We start from the raw sequence: 21243 nt of genomic DNA on the forward strand, positions 1-21243 counted from the left end.
TTTTTTCTGCTCCTCACTGTCTCCTAATTCTCCATCCAAGCGTTGAGGATCTCGACGGCGGCGGCTTGATCGATGATGGATTTTTGCTGTTTCGCCTTGCGGCCGGCTTCGCGGAGTTTGCCGGCGGCGGTTGAGGTGGTCAGCGTTTCATCGACGAAGATGAGCGGAAGCGCGGGAAGGCGCTCGCGGAGTTTGCCGGCGAAGGCGCGGACCTTGGCCGCGGAGTTTCCCTCGGTGCCATCCATGCGGATCGGCAGACCTACAACGAGAGTTTGGATTTTCCGCATCGCGGCTAACAAGGCGATGCGCTCGATGGCGTCGGTCCTGGCGACATCGATGGTCTCTACGGGATGCGCGAGGATGCCGAAGTCATCGGTCGCGGCGATGCCGATGCGGGCGTCACCGTGATCGATGCCGAGGGCGGGGTGCGGGGAGTTGGAATCCTGGGATCTCACGTGGAGAAACTGAGGGGCTGGGGGCCAGCAGTTAGAGTCTGGTAGAGAGTGAAGAGGAAGATGCGAAGCGAAGTCTTTACCGGTCCCTAGTCCCTGAACCCGAGCCCCTCCCATGCGCGCGGAATAAAAATTCCGCGCTCCAATTTTTTCAGAGCAGCTCGGGCGGAAGGAGGTCGGAGAGTCTCTTGATGGCGTCCGCCTGGTGACGGTTGGCGATGAGCAGGGCGTCGCCTGTTTGAACGACGATGAGATCATCGACGCCTAACAGAGCGATGCGGGTGCCGGGACGGGCGTTGAAGACGATGTTGTTTTCCGATTCGATCTGGGAGATGGGCTCGTTGGTGCGGTTTTCATCGCTGTCTTTTTCGAGATACTTGGCGATGGAGATCCAGGAACCGACGTCGTCCCAGTCGAAGGTGGCCTCGATGTTAAGGACACGCCGGGCTTTTTCCATGAGCGCGTAGTCGATGGAAATGGGGGTGAGCGTGGGGAATTGGGCGGCGACGGTGGCGTCGATGTCGTGGGAGTGACGGAGCTCGGAGATAAAGCCGGCGAGCTGGGGGGCATGGCTGGCGAGCTGCTCGATGACCACGGGAAGGGACCAGACGAACATGCCGGCATTCCAAGTGAAGTGGCCTTGTTCGAGAAACTGCGCGGCAAGTTCGGCATTGGGTTTTTCGCGGAAGCGCTTCACCTCAACGGGCGGGTGTTCGCAGTGGAGCCCGTCGATCGAGGCAGGTTCGCCGCGCTCGATGTAGCCGTAAGACGGGCAGGCCCAAGTGGGACGGATGCCGATGGTGACGAGGCCGTTGGTTTTTTTCGCAGTGGTCAGGGCGTCACGCATGACGGCCTGATAGGCGGCGGTGTCCTGAATGAGTTGGTCGGAGGGCAGGACCATCATGACGGCATCGGGATTCCGGGCGGCGACGAGGCCGATGCCGAGTGCAACTGCGGGGGCGGTGTCGCGTTTGGCGGGCTCGGCGTAGACATTTCCTGGAGGCAGCATGGTGGCAATGGCGCGGACGGCATCAACCTGTTGGGCGTTGGTGAGGATGAGGATGTTTTCGAGCGGGACGAGTCCTTCGAGACGCTGGATGGTCTGTTCGAGGAGGGTGCCATTTCCGAACAAGTCGAGGAGCTGCTTGGGTTTGGCGTTGCGGCTCAGCGGCCAGAATCGGGTTCCCGAGCCTCCGGCGAGGATCAGGGCGTAGGTGTTTTCAAGGGCTGGCATGAGGGCGGGAGCCTTACCGAGATCCCCCGGCGCGAAAAGCGGGAATCTGCAACATTTTCATTTTCCAGTGTTGTCGTTAGGGGAGGAAAGGCCTAAAACCCGTTCATGGCAGACGAGTATTCCGACACGACGCCGGCATGGATTGAAACCAGTGCCCTGACCGCCCCCGCATTGCTTGGAGCCGCCGCCGGCCTGCTGCTCGGGGATTTGATGCACCGCGGAGCACGGCGCGGAGTGGGGATCGGCCTGGGTGCCTTGGGCGTCGCGGCGCTGCTGCCCTTCGTCGTCGGCGGAGTGACCGGCCTAGTGACAGGTCCACGCAGCAAGTTCGGAGTGAAGCGGAATATCCAGCGCATCCGAGATGCCGGAATCGTCGCACCGGATTACGGAAGCGTGGAGGACGAGCTCCGTGAACAGGGGTTGATCTGAAATTTCCGCCCGGAGCCGATGCGCATTTCGGTGACAGGGACGACCGGCCGGGTGGGTGCCGCACTGGCGAATCATCTCGCGGCGAAGCACGAGGTCATTCCCCTGCCCCGCAGTCGATGCGATCTGGCGGATCGGAAATCGCTTGCCGCTGCATTGGAGAAACTGGAGTGCGACGTTCTAATCAATCCGGCGGGCATCACTTCACTGGAAGACTGTGAGGACGATCCTGCTATGGCAATGCGGGTCAACGCCGAGGCTCCTGCGGAAATCGCGGATTGGGCGCAGTCCCGAGGCGTGCCGGTTTTCCACTTCAGCACGGACTACGTCTTCAACAGCGACACACCGCGACTTTTCAACGAGGATGAAACTCCGGAACCGATCAGCGTTTACGGCCGCAGCAAACTGGCCGGTGAGCGGAAGATTCTCGCCCGTCCGGGAAACTGCGTGATCCGCGTTTCGTGGGTTTATGGACCGGAAAAATCGTCCTTCGTTGATCGGGTGTTCGATGACGCACTGGCGGGCCGGCCGATTGCCGCCGTCGCCGACAAATTCTCACTTCCCGTTCTAACGACCGATTTGGCCGAGTGGCTCGATTGCCTGATAGATCGCAAAACCACGGGCATCATCCATGCCTGCAATTCGGGTGAACCGGTGAGCTGGCATGACATGGCAATCGCCGTCGTGGAGGAAATGAAATCCATCGGGTTGCTTTCCGCGATCCCGTCAGTCGAGCGTCAGAAGCTGTCGGAAATGGCATCGTTCCGCGCAGCTCGTCCGCGCCATTCCTCGCTGGCGACACACCGCCTGACGGAAATTCTCGGACATCCGCCGCGTCCGTGGCGGGAAGCGCTCGCGGAACACGTCCGGCAGCGGAGCTTACTTCGTTAGAGGAAACAAAATCCGCGCGGTGACGGGAAAGTGGTCGGACACCACCGGCTTGTCGTCAGAAACGATTTCCGCCGCTTCGATTTTCGCTCCACGGCTGACGAGGATGTGATCGATTTTCACTTCCCCTTCCCGGCTGCCTTTCCAGAAATGCAGGGTGGTGCTGTGGTTTTTCTCGTTGGAATGTAGGGTCTGATAGGCATCCGAAAGCCCGTTGGACCAGGATTGCTTGCTGCCGGCGACAACGCCCGATTTTCCGGTCAGATAGACAATCCCGGGATTCGACAGGAGTGAGTTGAAATCGCCGATCAAAGTGACCGGTTCATCCACCTGTTTCCGTGTATCGATCCTTTGCGCGATCAGCAATGCCGCCCGTTCGCGGGATTCCTGATTGCGATGATCCCAGTGGGTGTTGAACACGTAAAAACCGCGCATGGTGGAAAGGTCTATCAGCCGGATCCATGCCGCAACTCGTGGAATTTCATTTCCCCAGGTGCGCGAACCCACGACAGCCGGAGTGTCTGACAACCAGAATGTCCCGTGGTCGTCGGGGTCCGGCTTGAAGCGTTCCTTCCGATAGAAAATCCCGGAGTATTCCCCTGCGCGCAACCCGTCGTCACGACCGATACCAAAAAACTCGTAGTCCGGCAGGGATGCCCATAAATCCGCCGCCTGCCCGTGCAGCGCTTCCTGCACGCCGATGATGTCCGGAGCCTCACGGCGGATCATGCGCACCGCTCCCGTCACCCGCTGCCGCCATGCATGGTCATCCAGGTCGCCCGGATTTTCATAGCGGACGTTGAAGCTCATCAGATTCAGCTCGATGGCTCCGTCCGATCTAACTGCCACAGCTTTGGGCGGCCCCACGGCGCGGCTTCGTTGGCAACTACCGAGTGAGGAAAGCGCGACCAACAGGCTGAGCGAAAGGAGTCGGAACTTCATGGTTATCACAGGGCGCTAACTTCGATCGGATGGATTTGACAGATACATGCCGACTAAAGTCAGCGCTCCATTCATCGCAACAAAAAAGGCCGCTTCCGGTGAGGAAGCGGCCTTTTCAGTGAAATTGGGAATCGCTCAGTTCGCAGCGACTGCGGCAGGAGCCGGAGTCACGACGTTGACGCGGCGGCCTTCCTTGTCGAAGAACACGCGGCCATCGACGAGGGCGAAGAGCGTGTGGTCGCGACCGATGCCGACTCCGAGACCAGGATGCACTTTCGTGCCGCGCTGACGGATGAGGATGTTGCCTGCGATGACGGCTTGGCTGCCGAATTTTTTCACGCCGAGACGCTTGCTGCGGGAATCGCGGCCGTTCTTGACGGAGCCTTGTCCTTTTTTATGGGCCATAAAAGTAGGTAAGTGGGTGGTTAGCGGATTAGCCTGCGATCGAGGTGATCTCGAGCGTGGTCAGTGCACGGCGGAAGCCGATTTTCTTGTGGAAACCTTTACGGCGCTTGAACTTGAAGGCAACGCCCTTGGGTCCGCGGTATTGGTTGATCACCTTCGCCGTGACGGAAGCGCCATCAACGAGTGGAGCGCCGATTTTCACGGAATCCCCTTCGCCGACGAGCAAAACGTCAAACTTGATTTCTGAATCGACTTCAGCGTCGAGCTTCTCGACGTCGAATTTGTCGCCTTCTTGGATGCGGTATTGTTTACCGCCGGTTTTGATCACTGCGTAGGCCATGGCCGTATGGGAATAAAAGTTGGTCCACCCCTGTGGGCGGGCGGGGAGAACACCACGGAGCACCCACCCGCGCAAGGTTTTTTTCGTGGCAATCCGAGTTTTCGTCGGAGCGGCGAGGCTTTCGGAAGAATGAGGGCATAAATCACCCTTCAATACAGGGAAAAATCCGCATTTCCCGCCCGAGTTGCCGATGGAGTTTGCCAATTTTACCTCACTTTGCTAGCAACCCGATCCATGAAAGTCCGCGATTTGGCCATTGGAATAAGCCTGTTGACATTCACCCTCATTCCGAATGCCGGGGCACGTGAATGGATTTCAACGGATGGCAAAAAACTCGATGCGGAACTCGTTTCATCGGAAGGAGGACAGGTGAAACTCAAGCGCGCGACCGACGGCCAGGTTTTCACCCTGCCGCTCGCCCGTTTGTCCGCGGCGGATCAGGCGTGGCTAAAAGAGCAACCCGTGAAACCCGCCGCAGCTCCCAAGGCGATCGAAGGGCCGTTCGCGAAATTGATCACCGGCGATTGGGCCCTGTCCGAGCGCGACGGACTGCCATTCTCGTTTTATGCTTCGAAGGATCTCAGCGCCGAGAAAACCTATCCTCTGATCCTCGCCCTGCATGGCAAAAGTACGAACAACGAAAACGGCAAACAGGTCGCTGGCTGGATGAAAACTTTCACCACTTCCGCCCGCTACTCAAAGAATCCGTGTTTCATCGTCGCTCCACTCGCCTATCAGCCGTTCGGTGGGACCGGGTCCGGCTGGAATGACAAACCCGGCGTGCAGACGGTGGATCTGGTGAAGGAGCTCATCAAGTCCCTGCCCATCGACAAAAACCGCATCTATATCATCGGCCACTCGATGGGCGGCTTCGGCACTTGTCATCTAATCAACACTGAGCCGCGCCTTTTCGCCGCAGGCGTGGCCGTCGCCGGTTGCACCGGTCCGGATACGGCGAGCAGTTTCAAAAAAGTCCCCCTCTGGTTGTTCCATGCGGCGGACGACAACATTGTGGACGTGAAGTCATCGCGCGAACTCGCCAAAGCTCTGGAGCACTCGAAGGAATGCAAATACACCGAATACCCCACCGGCGGTCACGGCGTCGTCGGCAAGGTCTTCGACGACGAAGCAACGCACGACTGGCTGTTCGCGCAGGGAGTGAAGAAGTGAGATTGGTAATATCTTCATTACCCGACGTGCCGACGCAGTTGCCGAATCGTTGCTACGGCATCTTGAGAAATACGCGCGAACTCCCGTGAGAGTCTCGAATCACCGGCCAACCGGTCCCAGAAATTTTCCGCCCAGCCCGCCGCTTCACGCCAAGGTTCAGTCATCGCGGGCAAGGGTGGCGCGGGGGCAAAATTCCGTTCGATGATTTCGCCCTGGCTCCCCGGCGACCAGAGCATCGGTAGCATGTCGTAGGCGGGCGTGACTTGGAACGGCAGCGACTCCTCGAGGAAAAACGCGAGATTTCCGAAATGCATGTCGGTGTTTCCGATCAGTTCGCCGAAAGCGTGCAGCCGCCGGATCGCTGCTAGATTTCCGCTATCCACCAGCCCGCGCCGATGAAACTCCGAGGTCGCCTCGATCCAGTCCCGCGACAAGGATCCGATCAAAGATGAAGCCAGCGCCTCCAGCGAAACCACACCCCGTCGCCCGCCCGGCCCGATCCGGTCGAAGCGCGGGATTTCGAGAAAACGACGGCCACCCGCATCCAGCAGCTGGGCCCCGGGATTCGCCAAACCCGCCTCCGCCAAAATCTGATGGGCGTGAAATTCGCAAAGCAGCAGGTCCGCCCAGCGCTGGCCGGTCGGTTGATCCATCGGAGCGGAAAACTTCACCAGCACCGGTTGAAATCCCCCGCTATCATTCCGCAGCGTGACGAGAAACTTCGGTTGCTCTCCGCCCGCCGACGAACCGGGAAGACTCTGCGCGATCTCAACGGCCTGTGCGGGATAAAACGTTTCCCGCTCGGTTTCCGAAATCACGTTCCCGCCCGGTAAATCCGCAGATCTCGCCAAAGCCCGGCGCAAGCAATCGTTACCCACCACCTGGTTTCCCGGCAAATCCTCGCCCGCCGCCTGAAGATAAACCAAAATTTCCTCGTCACTCCACAACCGCGGATCATCAGGAAGTTGCAACGCCCTTGAAATCCTGCTGGCGATGGCTCTTCCGAGAAATCCCTGCGGCCGGGCATCCCCTAGAAAAAACGGAAACCCGCTCCACAATCCGTTTCCCTCGGTGAAAAGACCCGCCCATTCCGGCGGAGTCCCGGTCCAGGTGATCCGCCACAACCGCTCGTGCAACGCCTCCAGCTCCGCCCACTCGACCGCCCTTCCCGCCGCATCGATATGATACACCGGCCAACGGTTCCCGATATTCCGAACTCCCCGGCGCAGCAAATAGCGAGTGCTCCGCGTCGCACCCAAAGTCACCAATTCATCTCCGAAATCCGGCAACGTGCGGACGATGGTCGTGCGGTTCACGCGCAGCAAAGCCCCCAGCTCCGTCGCCGAAATCGGCCCCCTCGCCCGGATCAACGGGGAGAGGTTTTCGCGGGTGATTTGTGCGGGACGGGCCATTCGATGCACTTATTATGCATCGTAAATTAAACGATGCAATAATCGTTTTCCTTGATTTCAATCAAGGAAAACTCTGATCAACCAAATCATTATACATCAAAAAAACATCAATCCTTCCGCTTCAGCAGCGGGAAGAGCACCACGTCACGGATAGTCGGAGCACCTGTCAGCATCATGCAAAGGCGGTCGAGGCCGATGCCAATGCCGCCAGCGGGGGGCATGCCGCATTCGAGGGTTTCGATGAAGTCGTAGTCCACCTTTTGGGTTTCCTCGCCGGATTGAGCTTCGAGGCGTTCGCGTTGGACTTCGGGGTCGTTGAGCTCGGAGTAGCCGGGGGAAATTTCCTGGCCGTTGATGATGAGTTCGTAAACTTCCACCGTCTTGCCGCCGGGGCTAACTTTGGCGAGCGGGACGAGTTCGCTGGAAACGCGGGTGACGAAGCAGGGATCGAAGGTTTTCTCCTCAACGAGCTTTTCGAAGACCTGTTGGATGACTTCGTGGTCTTCCATGTTTTCGGAAATCTGCACGCCGAGTTTCTCACAACGTTCGCGGCGTCCGACGGCGTCGATGGTGAAGAAGTCATCTCCGGCAGCTCCGGCGATGAGCGTGTGGTAGCTCTCTCGCTTCCAAGGCCGGGTGAGGTTGATGGTGCGGGTGACGTTGCCGTCCTCATCCTTGTGCTCGATGTTCAGTCCGCCGCAGAATTTTTCCGCTAGATGGCAGGTGAGTTCCTCGACCATGTCGGCCATTTGCTCGAAGTCGGAGAACGCCCAGTAGGCTTCCAACATCGTGAATTCCGGATTGTGACGCCGCGAGATGCCTTCGTTGCGGAAGCTGCGGTTGAGTTCGAAAATCTTGGTGAAGCCACCGACTAACAGGCGCTTGAGGAAAAGCTCCGGCGCGATGCGCAGCGTGAGCGGCATGCCGAGCGCATTGTGATAGGTCTCGAACGGACGTGCCGCTGCACCGCCGGCGATGTCGTGCAGCATCGGCGTTTCCACTTCGAGGAACCCGCGGTCCTGGAGGAACCGGCGGATCTCGGCGATCATCAGCGAGCGCTTCACGAAAATCGCGGCGCTGTCGGCATTGCCCATCAGGTCGAGGTGGCGCTTGCGGTACTTTTGCTCGCGATCGGCGAGGCCGTGCCACTTGTCGGGCATCGGGCGGAGCGACTTGGAGAGCACGGTGAATTTCTCAAGCTTGACGGTCGGCTCGCCGGTCTTCGTTAGAAACGTTTCGCCCTCGATGCCGATCCAGTCGCCGCGGTCGAGGCACTTCCAGATGGCTGCTTCGGTTTCGCCGAGATTTTTGATCGAGACATAGCCTTGAATCGAGCCGAGGACGTCGGCGAGCAGGAAAAAGCACGACTTGCCCATATCGCGCAAGGCGGTGATGCGACCGGCGACTTTCACCTGCCTGCCTTCTTCGAAATTCGCACGGAGATCGGCCGGAGTGATCGAGACATCGAAGCGCGCGCCGTACGGATCCACACCGAGTTCGCGGAGTTTTCCGAGTTTCTCGCGGCGGACGGCGATCAGTTCTGCTTCGGTATTCTGTGGCTGCTGCGGTGTGACGGCTTCACTCATGTCGCGACCGGATTAGGCGGCAGGCGGGTGACCCGCAAGAGTTGAAACGGAATCCGGGCGAGAAATCTGATTTTCAGGAAAAATAATTTTGCAGAGGAAAACCGCGATTTCACCGCAGGAAAGCCACTGACTTCCTTATTTCATGGGCATTTTTCAGCTTCTTTGCTCCCACAAAGTCCAACAAATACAAGGGTTGGCGGGCGAGTCATTTGGAGAACCAAAATTTCAATCTTAGCCTTTCTATCAAATAAACAAAGATTTCCTCAAATGTTCATATCCAATCCATCCTTCGTTCATTATTATTGATCAACGACTTATGAAGAGTTTCAGTATGCATCAATGAGCTGCGGAAACTTCCCCCCCCTAGGTTCCATTGCTGCGATTCGTCCGGTTTATCTCATCGTGATGGGAATTTTCCTGATGGTGATCGCTTGGAGACTTGCAAAAAACACCGAAGGCTGGACCGCCCGCCTGATCGTGGCAGGTGCTCTTTTGCTCGGATTCGGCTACTCGATCCTGATCCCGCTCTATGAAGCAGGACGCATCGAACCTTTTTCCGCAGCAGGCCATTATCACGGCAGTCCCGCCACGGCCTTGGCCTGGCACGCCGTGAAACTGGTCATCATGAACAGCGGCTGGCTGTTCTTCGGCTTGGGCCTCGCCCTGCATGCCAAAGTTTTCACCTCACCCACACCCCGTCGTAACCCTGCTCTCCCCCCCGCAGCAACCCATGAATTTATTACTTGAAGTCGCATTGAAAAACGGAGCGCTGTTTGACGCCATTGGTGTCATCGGCCTTGGACTCTTCGGCGTCGCCGCCGTAAGACTGTCACGCAGATACCAATCGTGGGGAGGAACCATGATGGCCATCGGGGCGATCGCGTTGATCCTCGCCCGGCTCTATATCATCCTGGCACCCCATTTAATGACTTTTGAATTCCAGGCCGCCATTGGTCGGTTCGGACTCGTGTTGGCCGAGGGACTTCCGCCTTTGTTGCTGGCTTTCGGCCTCGCCGGAATTGTCTGGGGATTGTGGGGCCACGAACGCTGGCTGAAGGAAACGCGCTGAAAGACCGGCCGCGCGAAAAATTTCGCATGGCCGAAGTGTCTCATCGGTGCTACCTGTCGCGCGGATGTTCGAAGTCAGACAAAAGCCCGACATGGTCGAGCGCGCCTTACTGGTGCGCTTTTACTTTGACGCCCGTGAGGCGGACGAATCAGCTTCCTTGCTCGAAGAGCTGGGCGAGCTCGTCAAGACCTTGGGCATCGAGGTTGTCGAGTCGGTGTTGTGCCGCAGTCGCGAAATGCACAAGAAATTCCTCTGCGGCACCGGCAAGGCCGATGAAATGGTCGCTCTCGCACGCGCCCATGAATGCGACGTCATCGTCATCGACAACGGCCTCGCTCCCTCGCAACAACGCGAGTGGGAACGCCTCGCCGATCTCTGCGTGATCGACCGTGAGGAAGTCATTCTCGATATTTTCGCCAAGCGCGCCCAGACCAAGGAAGCCCGACTCCAAGTCGAGCTCGCCCGGATGCAATATGCCCTTCCCCGGCTCGCGCGGATGTGGGGACACCTTGACCGCGAATCCGCCGGCTCAGGCGGCGGCGCGGGCGGTGGCGCTTCCCGCGGCATGGGCGAGAAACAAATCGAGGTGGACCGCCGTTTGGCCTATCAGATCATCGACCGCGCCAAACGCGAGATCGAGGTCGTCCGCAAACAGCGGAAAACCCAGCGCAAGGAACGCGAGAAATTCGATACGCCCCATGCCGCCATCGTCGGTTACACCAACGCGGGAAAATCGACGATGCTCAACATCCTCAGCGGGGCCGACGTGATGGCGAAGGACATGCTTTTCGCCACGCTCGATACCACCACGCGCCGGATCGAGCTGCCTGATGGACAGCCGTTGCTCATTACAGACACCGTCGGTTTCGTTAGAAATCTGCCCCACCGCCTCGTCGAGGCGTTCAAGGCGACGTTGGAAGAAGCCACGCTCGCGGATTTCCTGATCCATGTGCTCGACGCCACTTCGCCGGAAATCGAAAAATTCCACCAGACCACGCTCGAAGTTATGAAAGAGCTCGGTGCCGACGAAAAGGAAACCATCACGGTTCTCAACAAAATCGATCGCGTCACCGATCCGGAAGAACTCGCCGCGCTTGACCGCAAATTCCCCGACGCACTCCACGCTTCGGCGGTGACCGGGCTTGGATTGGAGGAGCTGTTGAAATCCTGTTCAAAAATTCTCGCCGACCGCGTGCGCCGCAAGGAATACCGCATTCCGCAGCACCGTGCCGATCTGGTTAGCCTGCTTCATCGCGAGGCCAAAGTTCTATCCACCGAATATGAAGGCGATGATATCCTCGTCTGTGCGGTGGTGCCTGCCGCCATTTCAGGGCGGCTTGAAGCATTTGCCGCCGTGCCCGCGTAATTTTCTCACCGACTCCATCCCATGCTCCGACTTGTATCCTCCGCTTTCCTCGCCTTGGCCACGCTCGCCGCCGCGCAGCAAGAACCACGGCCTGCCACCCCTCCACCGATCCGCACGGTTCTTCGCGCGCTCCCGCTCGGCGGCGACGAAGACCTCAACTCCCGGCCCCATCCGGAAGAGTCCGCTATTCCTGCCGCACCTGCGCTAACAGCTCCGGCGACTCCTCAAGCGGTGCCAATGCAAAGCACGGCGATCCCTTCCCCGCTCGACGTCAAGCCAACGGGCGACGACGCCTTGCGCCTTCAAATTTATCTCGATGAAGCGAAATTCGGGCCCGGTATCATCGATGCGAAACCAGGACGTTTCACCGAGCTCGCCGTGCAATCGTGGAACGAAGTCCACGGCCACCCGACAGAAGATTGGGTCGCCGCCAACACCGCCGCCCGCAAGGCGGTGCCAAATCCGCTCGCTGTCGCCGTCGTTCCCGACATCGTGAAGGACTGGGTGGATGGCACCTTGCCGACCAAGGTTTCACTCCAGGCGAAACGCAAGCGCATGAGCTACCGCAGCGTCGCTGAATTCATGTCAGAGCGCTACCACTGCGATGTCCCCTATCTGGTGGAACTCAACGGCAGTTCGAAAATCAACAATCTCAAGGCCCGCGATACCATCATCGTTCCTAACGTCACGCCGTTCAACATCGAGGTCCTGACCGGTGCTGGCTACAAGGCGGATGAGTCGATGAGCCAGCGACACGCCGTCGTGGATACCAAGCTCAACCAGGTCCGCATCTTCGAAGCCGCGCCAGCCGCCCTCGTCATCGCCGAACCCGGCGCAACCTCTATCAGCCACGCCTCACGTCCGAACCACGGGCTGATCGCCTCGTTCCCCATCACGCCCGGTGAGAACAAGTTCATCAAGTTCGGCACCTGGGAAGTTAGGAATTCCGTCGAATTGCCACACTGGCGTTATGATCAGCAGCTCCTCGACACCGGAAAGCGCAGCGCCGATTCCGAGTCGCTGGAAATTCCACCCGGCCCCAACAGCCCTGTAGGTGTATTCTGGTGCGGCCTCAGCAAGCCCGGCATCGGCCTGCACGGCACGCCCAATCCGGAAACCATCGGCCGCGCTCGCAGTCACGGCTGCATCCGCATGGCCAACTGGGATGCCGTCCGCCTGCCGACGCTGATCCGCCCGGGAACCACCGTCGAGATTCGTTGAATTCACGGCAATCGCCAGACGCCGCGCTGCTATGAAAAACCTTCCGCGCATTCTTTGTCTCGCCGCCGCGTTCTATCTCCTCGGCGACGCGTTTCTCGTCAAAGGCCCGGTCAGCCGCTGGCTGCATTCCGCTCTCAATCCCAAAACCGAGCCTCTCGCAGCCCGCGTTTCCACCCAACTTATTAGTAGCAGGCAACTCGACCGCGCCGTCATCGAGCGGCTTTGGCTTGAAGGAAAATCCGCGGCCGCACTCCCGCCAACCGATCTCAAAGCCGCCCGCGATGCCGCGCTGAACGATCTCATCGACGAATCCTTGCTCGATCTTCAGACAAAAGCGTTGACCCCGCAGCTTGTTGTTAATCCGCAGGAAATCAACGGACGCATCGTCCGACTATCAGCCCGTTTCGAAAATAAAGCAGCTTTCGATGCCGCCATGAAATCGCAAGGCATTGCGACCGAGCAGGATCTCCGCGACCGCCTCGCCGCGATGATCCGGCGGGAGAAATACATCGAGCTGCGGATCACTCCGGCCATCAAGATCTCCGACGATGAAGCCCGAAAGTGGTTCGAGGACAACAAGCAAGCCATCGCCCTGCCCGAGCGCATCGAAGCGCGCCAAGTTTTTATCGCCACGCTTGACCATCCGCCGGAGGAAGCGAAACAGAAACTCGACGCAGCGCTTCTCGAACTAACGGAAAAGAAAAAAGACTTTCCCATCCTCGCCAAGGAACTCAGCGAGGACTCCGCCACCAAGGACTCGGGCGGCAACCTCGGCTGGATGACCCGCGACCGTCTGCCCGCCGATTTCGCCACGCCGGTTTTCGCGATGGAGCTCAACAGGCCCGCGCTCGTCCGCACCAAACTCGGCTGGCATCTTGTCGAAGTCACCGCCCACAAGCTTGCAGAAGCCCGCACTTTCGAGCAGGCGAAGTCCGAGATCCTCGCCGCCCTTGAGACCATCAAACGCCACGATGCGACAGAAGACCTCCGCAAATCACTGCGCAATGCGGCGGTGGGCAAGATCGAAATTTTTCCGGCTCTTGCGGCGATCGCCGATCGTCCCTCCCCTTAGAAGCAATAGCGTTTGATCCGCTCTGAGGCAGGACAACGGCAATCCGCTTTTTACTAAAAGATGATAGACCATCGACCGCATTTCCGATAGGCATTGAATCAGTAATCAAAGAACCATGCGCCTCTCTCTCCATGCCTTCCGCATTTTTTGCCTGAGCGCCTGCCTGATGGCTCACGTATTCGGACAGACCCGATTTCGGCCGCCCGACTACGACTCTCGCACATCGCCAGCTCCCCACAATTTCAATTGGAACGACCATTTTGAATACGTGCGGATTCGCGATCATTCTACTTGCAAATTCCATGGCGGATTCGCGAGGGGGCTAGTGCTTACGAACAAGGCATCGGGAACCGTGAACCAAGGAGTGTTCAATTATATCGAGACCGATGATCTGGCGGAGCTGACCATCCTTAACGCGAGAACTGCTTACGTTTACGCCCACGGCCGGTCGCGGATCGATTTATATGACTCAAAGAACATCACCGCGGAAGCGCAGGCCAATGCCAGCGCCCAATTGATGATTCACGGAGGCAGATTTGATCGCGTCTACACGTGGCCACTGGGTGGCACCATCGAACTGGACGGATATCTGGTGACCGGCTCCCTAACAGCCAACGATGGAGGTATTCTCCGGCAAAATGGCGGGAGGTCTCAATCCCTCTCGTCTGCCGATGGCGGCCTGGCCATCCTGGATCAAGGGACTGTGCAGGAATACATGGGATCCTCCGGGCGTTCGACTCTTGTGATCGCGGGTGGCATTCCGCCGGAAGAAGACATCCGGCTTTTCAGCCAAGCGCGCGTGCTGGTCTTCCACAGCGGAGCAGCGATCCAAGGCAAAACCATCACGGAAAAACACAGCAAGCTGATTTTGGCGGATCTTGATGAGAAGGGAATCAGCTCCGACTATTCATCAATCAGTACGGTTCTCACTCTCGATGGACACGACCGCAAGGCTTTCTTTTCAGCATGGAACCACGACTGGCCTAACAAGTGGACAGGATCGCTCGAGCTGATCCAATTGAACGATGAGCTTTATGTGGAGATCCTCCCCGGCACACGGATGGCATTGCTGGCATTCCGGGTGCCACGGACGGTGGTGATCCAGCCGCAGGTTTCAAAAGACGGAGGCTCCTGGGAGCCTTTGGGCGACCCCATCTTCGGAGATGGCGCGATCCACACCGCAGAATCGCGGCTCCACGGTGACGAAAAGCAGACCTTCCGGCTCCACATTTCGAACAATTCTTAAGCGGCGCCTCACTGCGTCACCATCTTGACGAGCAGGCCGGTTTTTCGAAAATAGCGGAGATTCGCGGTGAAGCAGAGGACCGTGGCTGTGCCCCCAACGAGGAGGTTCGACGGCAGCTCGGTGTAGCAGGAGGAGGAATTCACCAGCTACAAGATTTCGATGCTGTGCTTCCAAAGATTCAACCCGAACATGCGGCGGTGCCAGAGGTCGGGGTGGCACCAAGGGAAGGTTTTTCCAACGGCAAAGCGGATCGGTCACCAGCATGGCGGATCCCGGCATACTCCGCGCCCCGCCAGAAAATGCCGGTTTCACCCAAATGAATCATCTTGCTGCAGCGATCATCGGCTATGAAGCTTCTACTGCCAGCCTCCCATTGCAGCGCGAATTGACCCTGAGATTGCCAACGATCTCCGGAATGATAGAGTGCCGCCGAACATGCGGAAGAAACCCTTCTATCGATCGCTTTATTTCCAGGTCATCACGGCCATCGTGATCGGTGTCGCGCTGGGATATTTTTCCCCGAAATACGGAATCGCGATGAAGCCGCTGGGCGATGGTTTCATCAAGCTGATCAAGATGATCATCGCGCCGGTGATCTTTTGCACGGTGGTGACGGGCATCGCCGGGATGGAGGACATGAAAAAGGTCGGCAAAACCGGCGGGCTGGCGCTGTTATATTTTGAAATCGTCAGCACGCTGGCGCTCATCGTCGGCCTGGTCGTGATAAACGTGGTGAAGCCGGGAGCAGGGATGAACATCAATCCCGCCACGCTCAATACCGAGGGCATCGCCGGATACACCGAACCCGGGAAGATGCTGGGCACGACGGATTTCCTGCTGAACATCATCCCGACGACACTCTTCGACGCGTTTGCCAAGGGCGAGATCCTTCAAGTGTTGTTGATCGCGGTGCTGTTCGGTTTCGCGCTGCATCGCTTCGGCGGACGCGGCACGGTGATGTTTGACCTCATCGAGAAGACCTCGCACGTGCTGTTCGGCATGGTCGGCTTCATCATGAAACTGGCGCCGATCGGAGCATTCGGTGCGATGGCGTTTACGATCGGGAAGAACGGCGTCGGCACGCTGCTGTCGCTGGGCAAGCTGATGGGCGCGTTCTATCTAACGTGTCTGTTTTTCATCTTCATTGTGCTGGGATTGATCGCGCGGCTGCATGGATTCTCGATTTTAAAATTCGTGAAATACATTCGCGAGGAATTGTTGATCGTGCTGGGCACGTCGTCATCGGAATCGGTTCTGCCGCGGATGCTCGCGAAAATGGAATTCCTCGGTGTGAAAAAATCCGTGGTCGGGCTGGTGATTCCCACCGGCTATTCCTTCAACCTCGACGGCACCTCGATTTACATGACCATGGCGGCCATCTTCATCGCCCAAGCGACCAATACGCCCATGACCCTGACTTCGCAGCTCACGCTGTTAGCCGTGCTGTTGTTAACATCGAAAGGGGCCGCCGGAGTAACCGGAAGCGGATTCATCGTATTGGCAGCCTCTCTATCTGCCGTAGGTCATGTGCCGGTACAGGGTCTGGCGCTGATCCTGGGAATCGACCGCTTCATGTCCGAAGCACGTGCCCTGACCAACTTGGTCGGCAACGGAGTGGCGACCGTGGTGGTAGCCAAGTGGACGGGCGATTTGGATGAGAGCCGGATGACCCGCGTGCTGAATCAGGAGATCCAAGACGACACGGTTGAGGCGGATGTCACTGGGTCGCCACCTTGACGAGCAGAAACTGAACAAGGCATCGACCAGGGACACCCAAAATCCTTGCCACCCTCAATGCAAACCGGGCACTCCCCGGCCATTTTCACAACCTCACCAATCCCTGCCTTTGCACCTTTGCGAAAAACTTCGCATTTCCTAACCAATTCTTCATTTCATTTTCTAACTTGCCGCTTGTCATTTTCCCGGATTTCCCCACCCTCCGCAGTGTCACGATAAAAAAGTCATTTATCTACCAAGCCCCCGGCAGATGCAATTTCCACCTCACCACACTCTCCCCCTCTGCTGGCCTCCTCAGCAAGGCCCTCAACAGCTCGACTCGCCCACACCGGTTCCCTCGACGAACAAGGCTGGATCGATGGCGACACCTCCGCCCTTGCTGCCTCCATCGCCTTCCTCGACGACGGCGACACCGAGCACGAAGCCGCCAAAGACGAGGCCCTTCTCGTCTCCCGCAACCGCTACCTCCTCGACGGGTTCACCCAACGCGACCTCGAACGACCAGACAGCAACACCAGCATCAATTCCTGTTAGTCTGGACTGATACTATCAATTGCATGATTCGTATATTAACAGTCCCGTAGAAGTATTTATGTCGAACTTGACCGACGCCGTCTGGGAGTTAAATGCGGAAGCTGAATATGCGGCTTCCGATTTGGAATCGACCGATCAAGGAGAGACTGTGTTCAGGCGCTTTGGCGAAAAACTACTGCAAACACTCCAACAGCACCAACCTTCGATAAAGCATGGCTATCTCGCGGTCGCTGGCCTGACACGCTCTGCGTTCAAAATAGTCGCGGCACTTCCCACGAACTCGCCAATTCTTGCTCAAAAGATTCAGCGCGCACTATCTGACAAACTCTTGGGAAATGAATCAGCCATGCGCTATTTAAGTGCGGATGAGAATAGAATGCTGCCGGGTGATTTGAGTCCATTAGAATCCCGTGTCGCAGTCAAATTGCTTGGGAACGGTGAATTTTTCGGCATGCTCTGTCTGGATGTCGATTCAACTGAAGCGGACCATTTGATGTCGGAGCTTCGTCAATCCTGGCAAGCAATTTGCCGCTGCCTTTCCGAGGCGGTCTTTTCGATGCGTCTGGAAGCACTCGCCGCGCCTTTTAACTTCGGGGGGGTGGCAATGGATGGAGCAGTCTCTGAAGATGCCCTCTATGAACAAATCTGCCGACAAGCGACCTTGGGATTCGCAGCTGATGGGGCAGTGCTTCGCTTGTTTGATAAAGCTGGAAATTCTCTGAGAGTGTGCGGAAGTTGGGGGGATATCCGCCACAATCCAGATGAACTCGGCAGCCCTGGTGAGCGTATTTGTCAGCGCGTATTTGACGATTCCAGTCATTACGGCACCGCACGAACCATTAGCTCAGCAAAGGGATTCGGTGTTGAAATGACTCGGGCTGATGAAGAAGCCCTCCGGCGAGCTGGTATAGGGTCCTATATGGTCATGGGCCTACAATCGGACATTGTGTCCGCAAGCCTAGCGGGAAAATTAGGCACCTTGGCCATTTTTCATTACAGGGACCATGAATTCTCGCTTCGAGACATAAGGCTTTTCCACTCATTTGCAGAGCGAGTCGGGGATGATCTGGCGTTGATTGCACTCATGAAGCAGCAAGAGGAGACCAACGAATTTGTGATGACTCAGTCCAACGCCTCAACTCGCGCGGAGATTATATCCCTGTTCGCACATGACTTAGGACACAAAGCCATCCATGCCAGCGAAAAAGTACAAACACTGATTGACGATGCAAAGAAAGCGATCAGACAAAAACTATCCTCGGACCGAATTCAGAAACCTGCAGAGGAAGCTTTAGAAGCTTGCTTGCGTGTGGAGAATGAACTGAGCCAGCTAAAAGCCCTTACTAAGCATTTTGACGCAGGTGAGTCAGTTGAATTCAATGTCGGTGACGTATTTGCGGCTGTCAAAAAGGATTTCAGATCGGCGCTGGATCGCAACAGCATGAATATGGAGATACAGACCAGTGGAAATACGACTCTTCACGGTCCTCGCCGGGTGCTGGAGCAGGTTATTTTTAATCTGATTATTAATGCTATTGATGCTCAAAAATCGACCGGTAAAAATCGTAAAAACACTATTCATGTTATTTGCAAAGAGGCCCAAATTGGAGCGAGGCGTCAGATTAAGGTTCAATTTTGGGATGACGGCCCTGGTATCAGCTGGCCACATTTTCCCAATCCTAACGATATTTTCCTTCTGGGAAAGACCTCTAAAAAGGATGGACAAGGCACCGGGACGGGTCTGCCTATGTCGCGTCGCTTGATTGATATTCATTTCCGTGGAAATCTTGAATTAAAGGACAGGAGCAAAGCTCTCTTTGACTTGACTCTTGAGTCCGACCCCTGAATCAACTAAATGTTTTTCAAAGTAATTACCCATATGGACCAAACCTATTCTCCTGTAGTTCTAATCGTGGATGATGACGAAGCCGTGACAAGACGAATGTCGCGAAATTTTTTACAACAGACTTCGATGGGTGTCCTAGTGGCCCAGACACTCGTGAATGCTGCAAACTTGATTGAAGATGTTGATGTGCGCATCGACGCCCTAGTGATGGATTTGAATTTCCGTGAAGAGACTCGTGATGACGTAAGGAACCTTCGCGATGGTTTGGATTTCATTCAATTTGCCCAAAAAGTGCGTCCTGAAGTTCCGACAGCGGTTGTATCTGTAGAAGGAGATGATGTTGACAAAAAAGCACAAGCAAAAAAAGGTAAGATAAGAGTCGATAGTTGGCACCAGAAACTGGGCAATGAAAATGGTCCTCTGAGCGCTTGGGACACTATTGAAAGGGACTGCCTAACCAGAACATTGAAGGCAGATCAGGGTTTCCGTTCCAGATTAAAAGAATTGAAAATTGATGTTCGCGATTTACTCACAGATGAAGCGATCGCAGAAAAAGTACGAAAAGTGATTCGACTCTCGCGTCTGACTTACCTGACGGATGTTGGATCAGATTTTCATGTGTGCAAACCTATTGAGGTAATATGTACTCAACAAGGGAAATATCGCTACTCAGCCAGCGCGATTCAAATCGGCATCGCCACATCCGGTGAAGGCGATGATCCGGTCGAGGCGATCAACGACTTGGCGGAAATCCTTGTTGCAGAGGCAAAATTATTCTTAACCGAAGCTCATGAGCCCGTCGGTTATGCGGCCAAGGTAAAGAAGAATCTTTTATCATTTCTAAAAGTTCCTAATTAACTTTAGATCAATCTCACAATTTTCCAAATTATGTCATTAAAAATAAGCGAACTGAATCGTTTTTTAGTGAGTGGGAAGATGCATTTTGAGCGCCGAGAGGAATCACGGCATACTGGCTATTTGGTCCGCATAGATGGAAGAGCGCTCGGGCTTCCCACGCTGTTGAGGGTTTCGCACGGTGGTGGAGATGCCGCATTCAATAATCTCAAGGGAGTCGCACAGGCTCTTGGACTTAGTGTCAGAGAACTGCTAACCGCCGAGAAATGCAAGCTTTCACGGGAATGTGTTCTGATTATGCTTTGCGTGAGTCTGCTGGACTTCTCATTTCAACGCCGTGCCATGTTGCGTGACAAACAGGAGGGCACTGACGGCATTCGCGCCATGGTTGAGTCTGTCATGCTCATTTTGAAAGAACTTGAGAATCCCATTAAAAAACCATGGACTGGCGAAGAATTAAAGGTCTTTACCCGGATCAGCACTTGTTTGAAGCGGTGGGAATTGGATCCCCTTATTGCGGACGCTGCCAGAGTTCTAATTAAACTGTCTAGTCGGGGGTAATCCATGAGTATTATTCCCCACCAACTCGCGGAATACATCAAGAAAAGGCGCTGCATCGCTTTTGTCGGAGCCGGTTTTTCGCGGATCTGTGGCATGCCAGACTGGGCAGGCTTGATGCTTTCCCTTCTGGAGTATTGTCAAAAACTAGATGCTGATTCGAATAAAATTGAGGCCTGCCGGATAGAATTGGATCATGGGAATTTGGTCGAAGCTGCAGATACCTTACGAGATATGCTTCAACCTGCGGAATACGGTGATTTTCTCAAAGACCAGTTTTCATGGGACCGCTATGCAAAAGCGCCGACCCATATCCATGATCGAATGAAAACTCGGCTTCACAATCTGGAGGCTGCTCCGTGGGCGGGAATAATCACCACCAATTTTGACGAACTAATTGGCAGTGTCTGCAATGGTTGGTTCTCATGTAGCGGGGATGACCGTTCGCTCGGATATGTATTGAGCCGAAATGAAAGGTTCTATGTCCGTCTCCACAGCGCAACGTGGAATAAGAGCAAGGTCATTCTGTCCTCGGAGGATTATTACAAGGTCTATCTTGAAAATTCCGAAATCAAAACAGTTCGTCCTTTTCTAAAGGCTTCCATGCTAAGTCATCAGTTTGTTTTTATAGGTTGTTCTCTTGAAACGCGATTGCTTGAATTGCGAAAGGAATTGTATAATACCTTTGATGGAGAAATTCCCGTCGCATATGCCTTGCTGTCAGATACCCAGCAAAACCGTGACAGGGCAGAACGGCTCGTAAAATTCGCAATTCGGCCTATTTTCTACAAAGTTGAATCTGGACCAAATCCGCCTCACCAGGCGGTGGATCAGTTTTTGGAAGAAGCAGCGCAGCTTGGGAGAAACATTTCGTGAACGGAGTC

The 21243-nt window shown here is 56.1% G+C and carries 23 protein-coding genes; 14 read left to right on the forward strand and 9 right to left on the reverse strand.

Annotated elements, in window-relative coordinates:
* Positions 1–23: 23 nt before the first annotated feature.
* Both ruvX and ABIQ96_RS01295 read right to left on the reverse strand, forming a co-directional pair.
* On the reverse strand, positions 24–455 hold the full coding sequence (gene ruvX / locus ABIQ96_RS01290) for a Holliday junction resolvase RuvX (protein WP_348212721.1): 432 nt from the start codon (positions 453–455) through the stop codon (positions 24–26).
* Between the two features lie 148 nt (positions 456–603).
* Entirely contained in the window at positions 604–1686 is a 1083-nt protein-coding gene (locus ABIQ96_RS01295; protein WP_348212722.1) for a sugar phosphate nucleotidyltransferase, read from the reverse strand.
* A gap of 105 nt (positions 1687–1791) precedes the next feature.
* Here ABIQ96_RS01295 and ABIQ96_RS01300 point away from each other — a divergent pair, with 105 nt between their 5' ends.
* Together ABIQ96_RS01300 and ABIQ96_RS01305 are read left to right on the forward strand one after the other, a co-directional pair.
* Positions 1792–2115: a hypothetical protein gene (locus tag ABIQ96_RS01300; protein WP_348212723.1), complete on the forward strand. Its 324-nt coding sequence runs from the start codon at positions 1792–1794 to the stop codon at positions 2113–2115.
* An 18-nt stretch (positions 2116–2133) separates the two neighbouring features.
* Positions 2134–3003 carry an NAD(P)-dependent oxidoreductase gene (locus tag ABIQ96_RS01305; RefSeq protein WP_348212724.1) on the forward strand — a complete coding sequence of 290 codons (870 nt, stop codon included), beginning with the start codon at positions 2134–2136 and terminating at the stop codon, positions 3001–3003.
* Here ABIQ96_RS01305 and ABIQ96_RS01310 read toward each other — a convergent pair.
* The 3 genes from ABIQ96_RS01310 to rplU all read right to left on the reverse strand — a co-directional run bounded on the left by ABIQ96_RS01310 (position 2992) and on the right by rplU (position 4687).
* Positions 2992–3942, reverse strand: coding sequence for an endonuclease/exonuclease/phosphatase family protein (locus ABIQ96_RS01310; RefSeq protein WP_348212725.1), 951 nt, complete (start codon positions 3940–3942; stop codon positions 2992–2994). The genes ABIQ96_RS01305 and ABIQ96_RS01310 overlap by 12 nt on opposite strands.
* Before the next feature lie 135 nt (positions 3943–4077).
* Positions 4078–4347, reverse strand: a complete 270-nt coding sequence (rpmA, locus tag ABIQ96_RS01315) for a 50S ribosomal protein L27 (RefSeq protein WP_348212726.1) — start codon at positions 4345–4347, stop codon at positions 4078–4080.
* A 28-nt stretch (positions 4348–4375) separates the two neighbouring features.
* On the reverse strand, positions 4376–4687 hold the full coding sequence (gene rplU, locus ABIQ96_RS01320; protein ID WP_348212727.1) for a 50S ribosomal protein L21: 312 nt from the start codon (positions 4685–4687) through the stop codon (positions 4376–4378).
* A 234-nt stretch (positions 4688–4921) separates the two neighbouring features.
* Between rplU and ABIQ96_RS01325 the strand changes: the two genes are divergently transcribed.
* A complete protein-coding gene (locus ABIQ96_RS01325) occupies positions 4922–5857 on the forward strand; it encodes a prolyl oligopeptidase family serine peptidase (protein WP_348212728.1) in 936 nt (311 codons plus the stop codon).
* Positions 5858–5874: 17 nt separating this feature from the next.
* On the opposite strand, the gene yjjJ is transcribed toward ABIQ96_RS01325, so the two are convergent.
* Positions 5875–7269, reverse strand: coding sequence for a type II toxin-antitoxin system HipA family toxin YjjJ (gene yjjJ, locus ABIQ96_RS01330; protein ID WP_348212729.1), 1395 nt, complete (start codon positions 7267–7269; stop codon positions 5875–5877).
* A gap of 107 nt (positions 7270–7376) precedes the next feature.
* Positions 7377–8855 (reverse strand): lysine--tRNA ligase, encoded by a 1479-nt coding sequence (gene lysS, locus ABIQ96_RS01335; RefSeq protein WP_348212730.1) that lies wholly within the window; start codon positions 8853–8855, stop codon positions 7377–7379.
* 405 nt (positions 8856–9260) lie between these two features.
* Between lysS and ABIQ96_RS01340 the strand changes: the two genes are divergently transcribed.
* From ABIQ96_RS01340 to ABIQ96_RS01365, 6 genes are all read left to right on the forward strand, one after another.
* Positions 9261–9602 carry a hypothetical protein gene (locus tag ABIQ96_RS01340; RefSeq protein WP_348212731.1) on the forward strand — a complete coding sequence of 114 codons (342 nt, stop codon included), beginning with the start codon at positions 9261–9263 and terminating at the stop codon, positions 9600–9602.
* Positions 9586–9924, forward strand: coding sequence for a hypothetical protein (locus tag ABIQ96_RS01345; RefSeq protein WP_348212732.1), 339 nt, complete (start codon positions 9586–9588; stop codon positions 9922–9924). Before ABIQ96_RS01340 ends, ABIQ96_RS01345 begins: the two co-directional genes overlap by 17 nt.
* A gap of 64 nt (positions 9925–9988) precedes the next feature.
* On the forward strand, positions 9989–11290 hold the full coding sequence (hflX, locus tag ABIQ96_RS01350) for a GTPase HflX (RefSeq protein ID WP_348212733.1): 1302 nt from the start codon (positions 9989–9991) through the stop codon (positions 11288–11290).
* A 21-nt stretch (positions 11291–11311) separates the two neighbouring features.
* The gene (locus tag ABIQ96_RS01355; RefSeq protein ID WP_348212734.1) at positions 11312–12511 is read left to right on the forward strand and encodes a L,D-transpeptidase; all 1200 of its coding nucleotides are present in this window, start codon (positions 11312–11314) and stop codon (positions 12509–12511) included.
* Positions 12512–12542: 31 nt separating this feature from the next.
* Positions 12543–13583: a peptidylprolyl isomerase gene (locus ABIQ96_RS01360; RefSeq protein WP_348212735.1), complete on the forward strand. Its 1041-nt coding sequence runs from the start codon at positions 12543–12545 to the stop codon at positions 13581–13583.
* Positions 13584–13935: 352 nt separating this feature from the next.
* The gene (locus ABIQ96_RS01365; RefSeq protein ID WP_348212736.1) at positions 13936–14829 is read left to right on the forward strand and encodes a hypothetical protein; all 894 of its coding nucleotides are present in this window, start codon (positions 13936–13938) and stop codon (positions 14827–14829) included.
* A gap of 8 nt (positions 14830–14837) precedes the next feature.
* Here the strand turns inward: ABIQ96_RS01365 and ABIQ96_RS01370 are convergent, their stop codons facing one another.
* Positions 14838–14972, reverse strand: a complete 135-nt coding sequence (locus tag ABIQ96_RS01370; RefSeq protein WP_348212737.1) for a hypothetical protein — start codon at positions 14970–14972, stop codon at positions 14838–14840.
* A 292-nt stretch (positions 14973–15264) separates the two neighbouring features.
* On the opposite strand from ABIQ96_RS01370, the gene ABIQ96_RS01375 reads away from it, so the two are divergent.
* Positions 15265–16566, forward strand: coding sequence for a dicarboxylate/amino acid:cation symporter (locus ABIQ96_RS01375; RefSeq protein WP_348212738.1), 1302 nt, complete (start codon positions 15265–15267; stop codon positions 16564–16566).
* 306 nt (positions 16567–16872) lie between these two features.
* Here ABIQ96_RS01375 and ABIQ96_RS01380 read toward each other — a convergent pair whose 3' ends face one another.
* A complete protein-coding gene (locus ABIQ96_RS01380) occupies positions 16873–17052 on the reverse strand; it encodes a hypothetical protein (RefSeq protein WP_348212739.1) in 180 nt (59 codons plus the stop codon).
* 115 nt (positions 17053–17167) lie between these two features.
* Here ABIQ96_RS01380 and ABIQ96_RS01385 point away from each other — a divergent pair, with 115 nt between their 5' ends.
* The 4 genes from ABIQ96_RS01385 to ABIQ96_RS01400 are packed head-to-tail and all read left to right on the forward strand — an operon-like array spanning position 17168 to position 21235.
* Positions 17168–18946 (forward strand): GAF domain-containing sensor histidine kinase, encoded by a 1779-nt coding sequence (locus ABIQ96_RS01385; protein ID WP_348212740.1) that lies wholly within the window; start codon positions 17168–17170, stop codon positions 18944–18946.
* A gap of 33 nt (positions 18947–18979) precedes the next feature.
* Complete coding sequence (locus ABIQ96_RS01390) at positions 18980–19804, forward strand: response regulator (protein WP_348212741.1); 825 nt, start codon at positions 18980–18982, stop codon at positions 19802–19804.
* A 30-nt stretch (positions 19805–19834) separates the two neighbouring features.
* Positions 19835–20362 carry a hypothetical protein gene (locus ABIQ96_RS01395; RefSeq protein ID WP_348212742.1) on the forward strand — a complete coding sequence of 176 codons (528 nt, stop codon included), beginning with the start codon at positions 19835–19837 and terminating at the stop codon, positions 20360–20362.
* Positions 20363–20365: 3 nt separating this feature from the next.
* A complete protein-coding gene (locus ABIQ96_RS01400) occupies positions 20366–21235 on the forward strand; it encodes an SIR2 family protein (RefSeq protein WP_348212743.1) in 870 nt (289 codons plus the stop codon).
* The last annotated feature ends 8 nt before the right edge of the window (positions 21236–21243 follow it).

This window comes from Luteolibacter sp. (assembly GCF_039920825.1).
Taxonomy (GTDB): domain Bacteria; phylum Verrucomicrobiota; class Verrucomicrobiia; order Verrucomicrobiales; family Akkermansiaceae; genus Luteolibacter.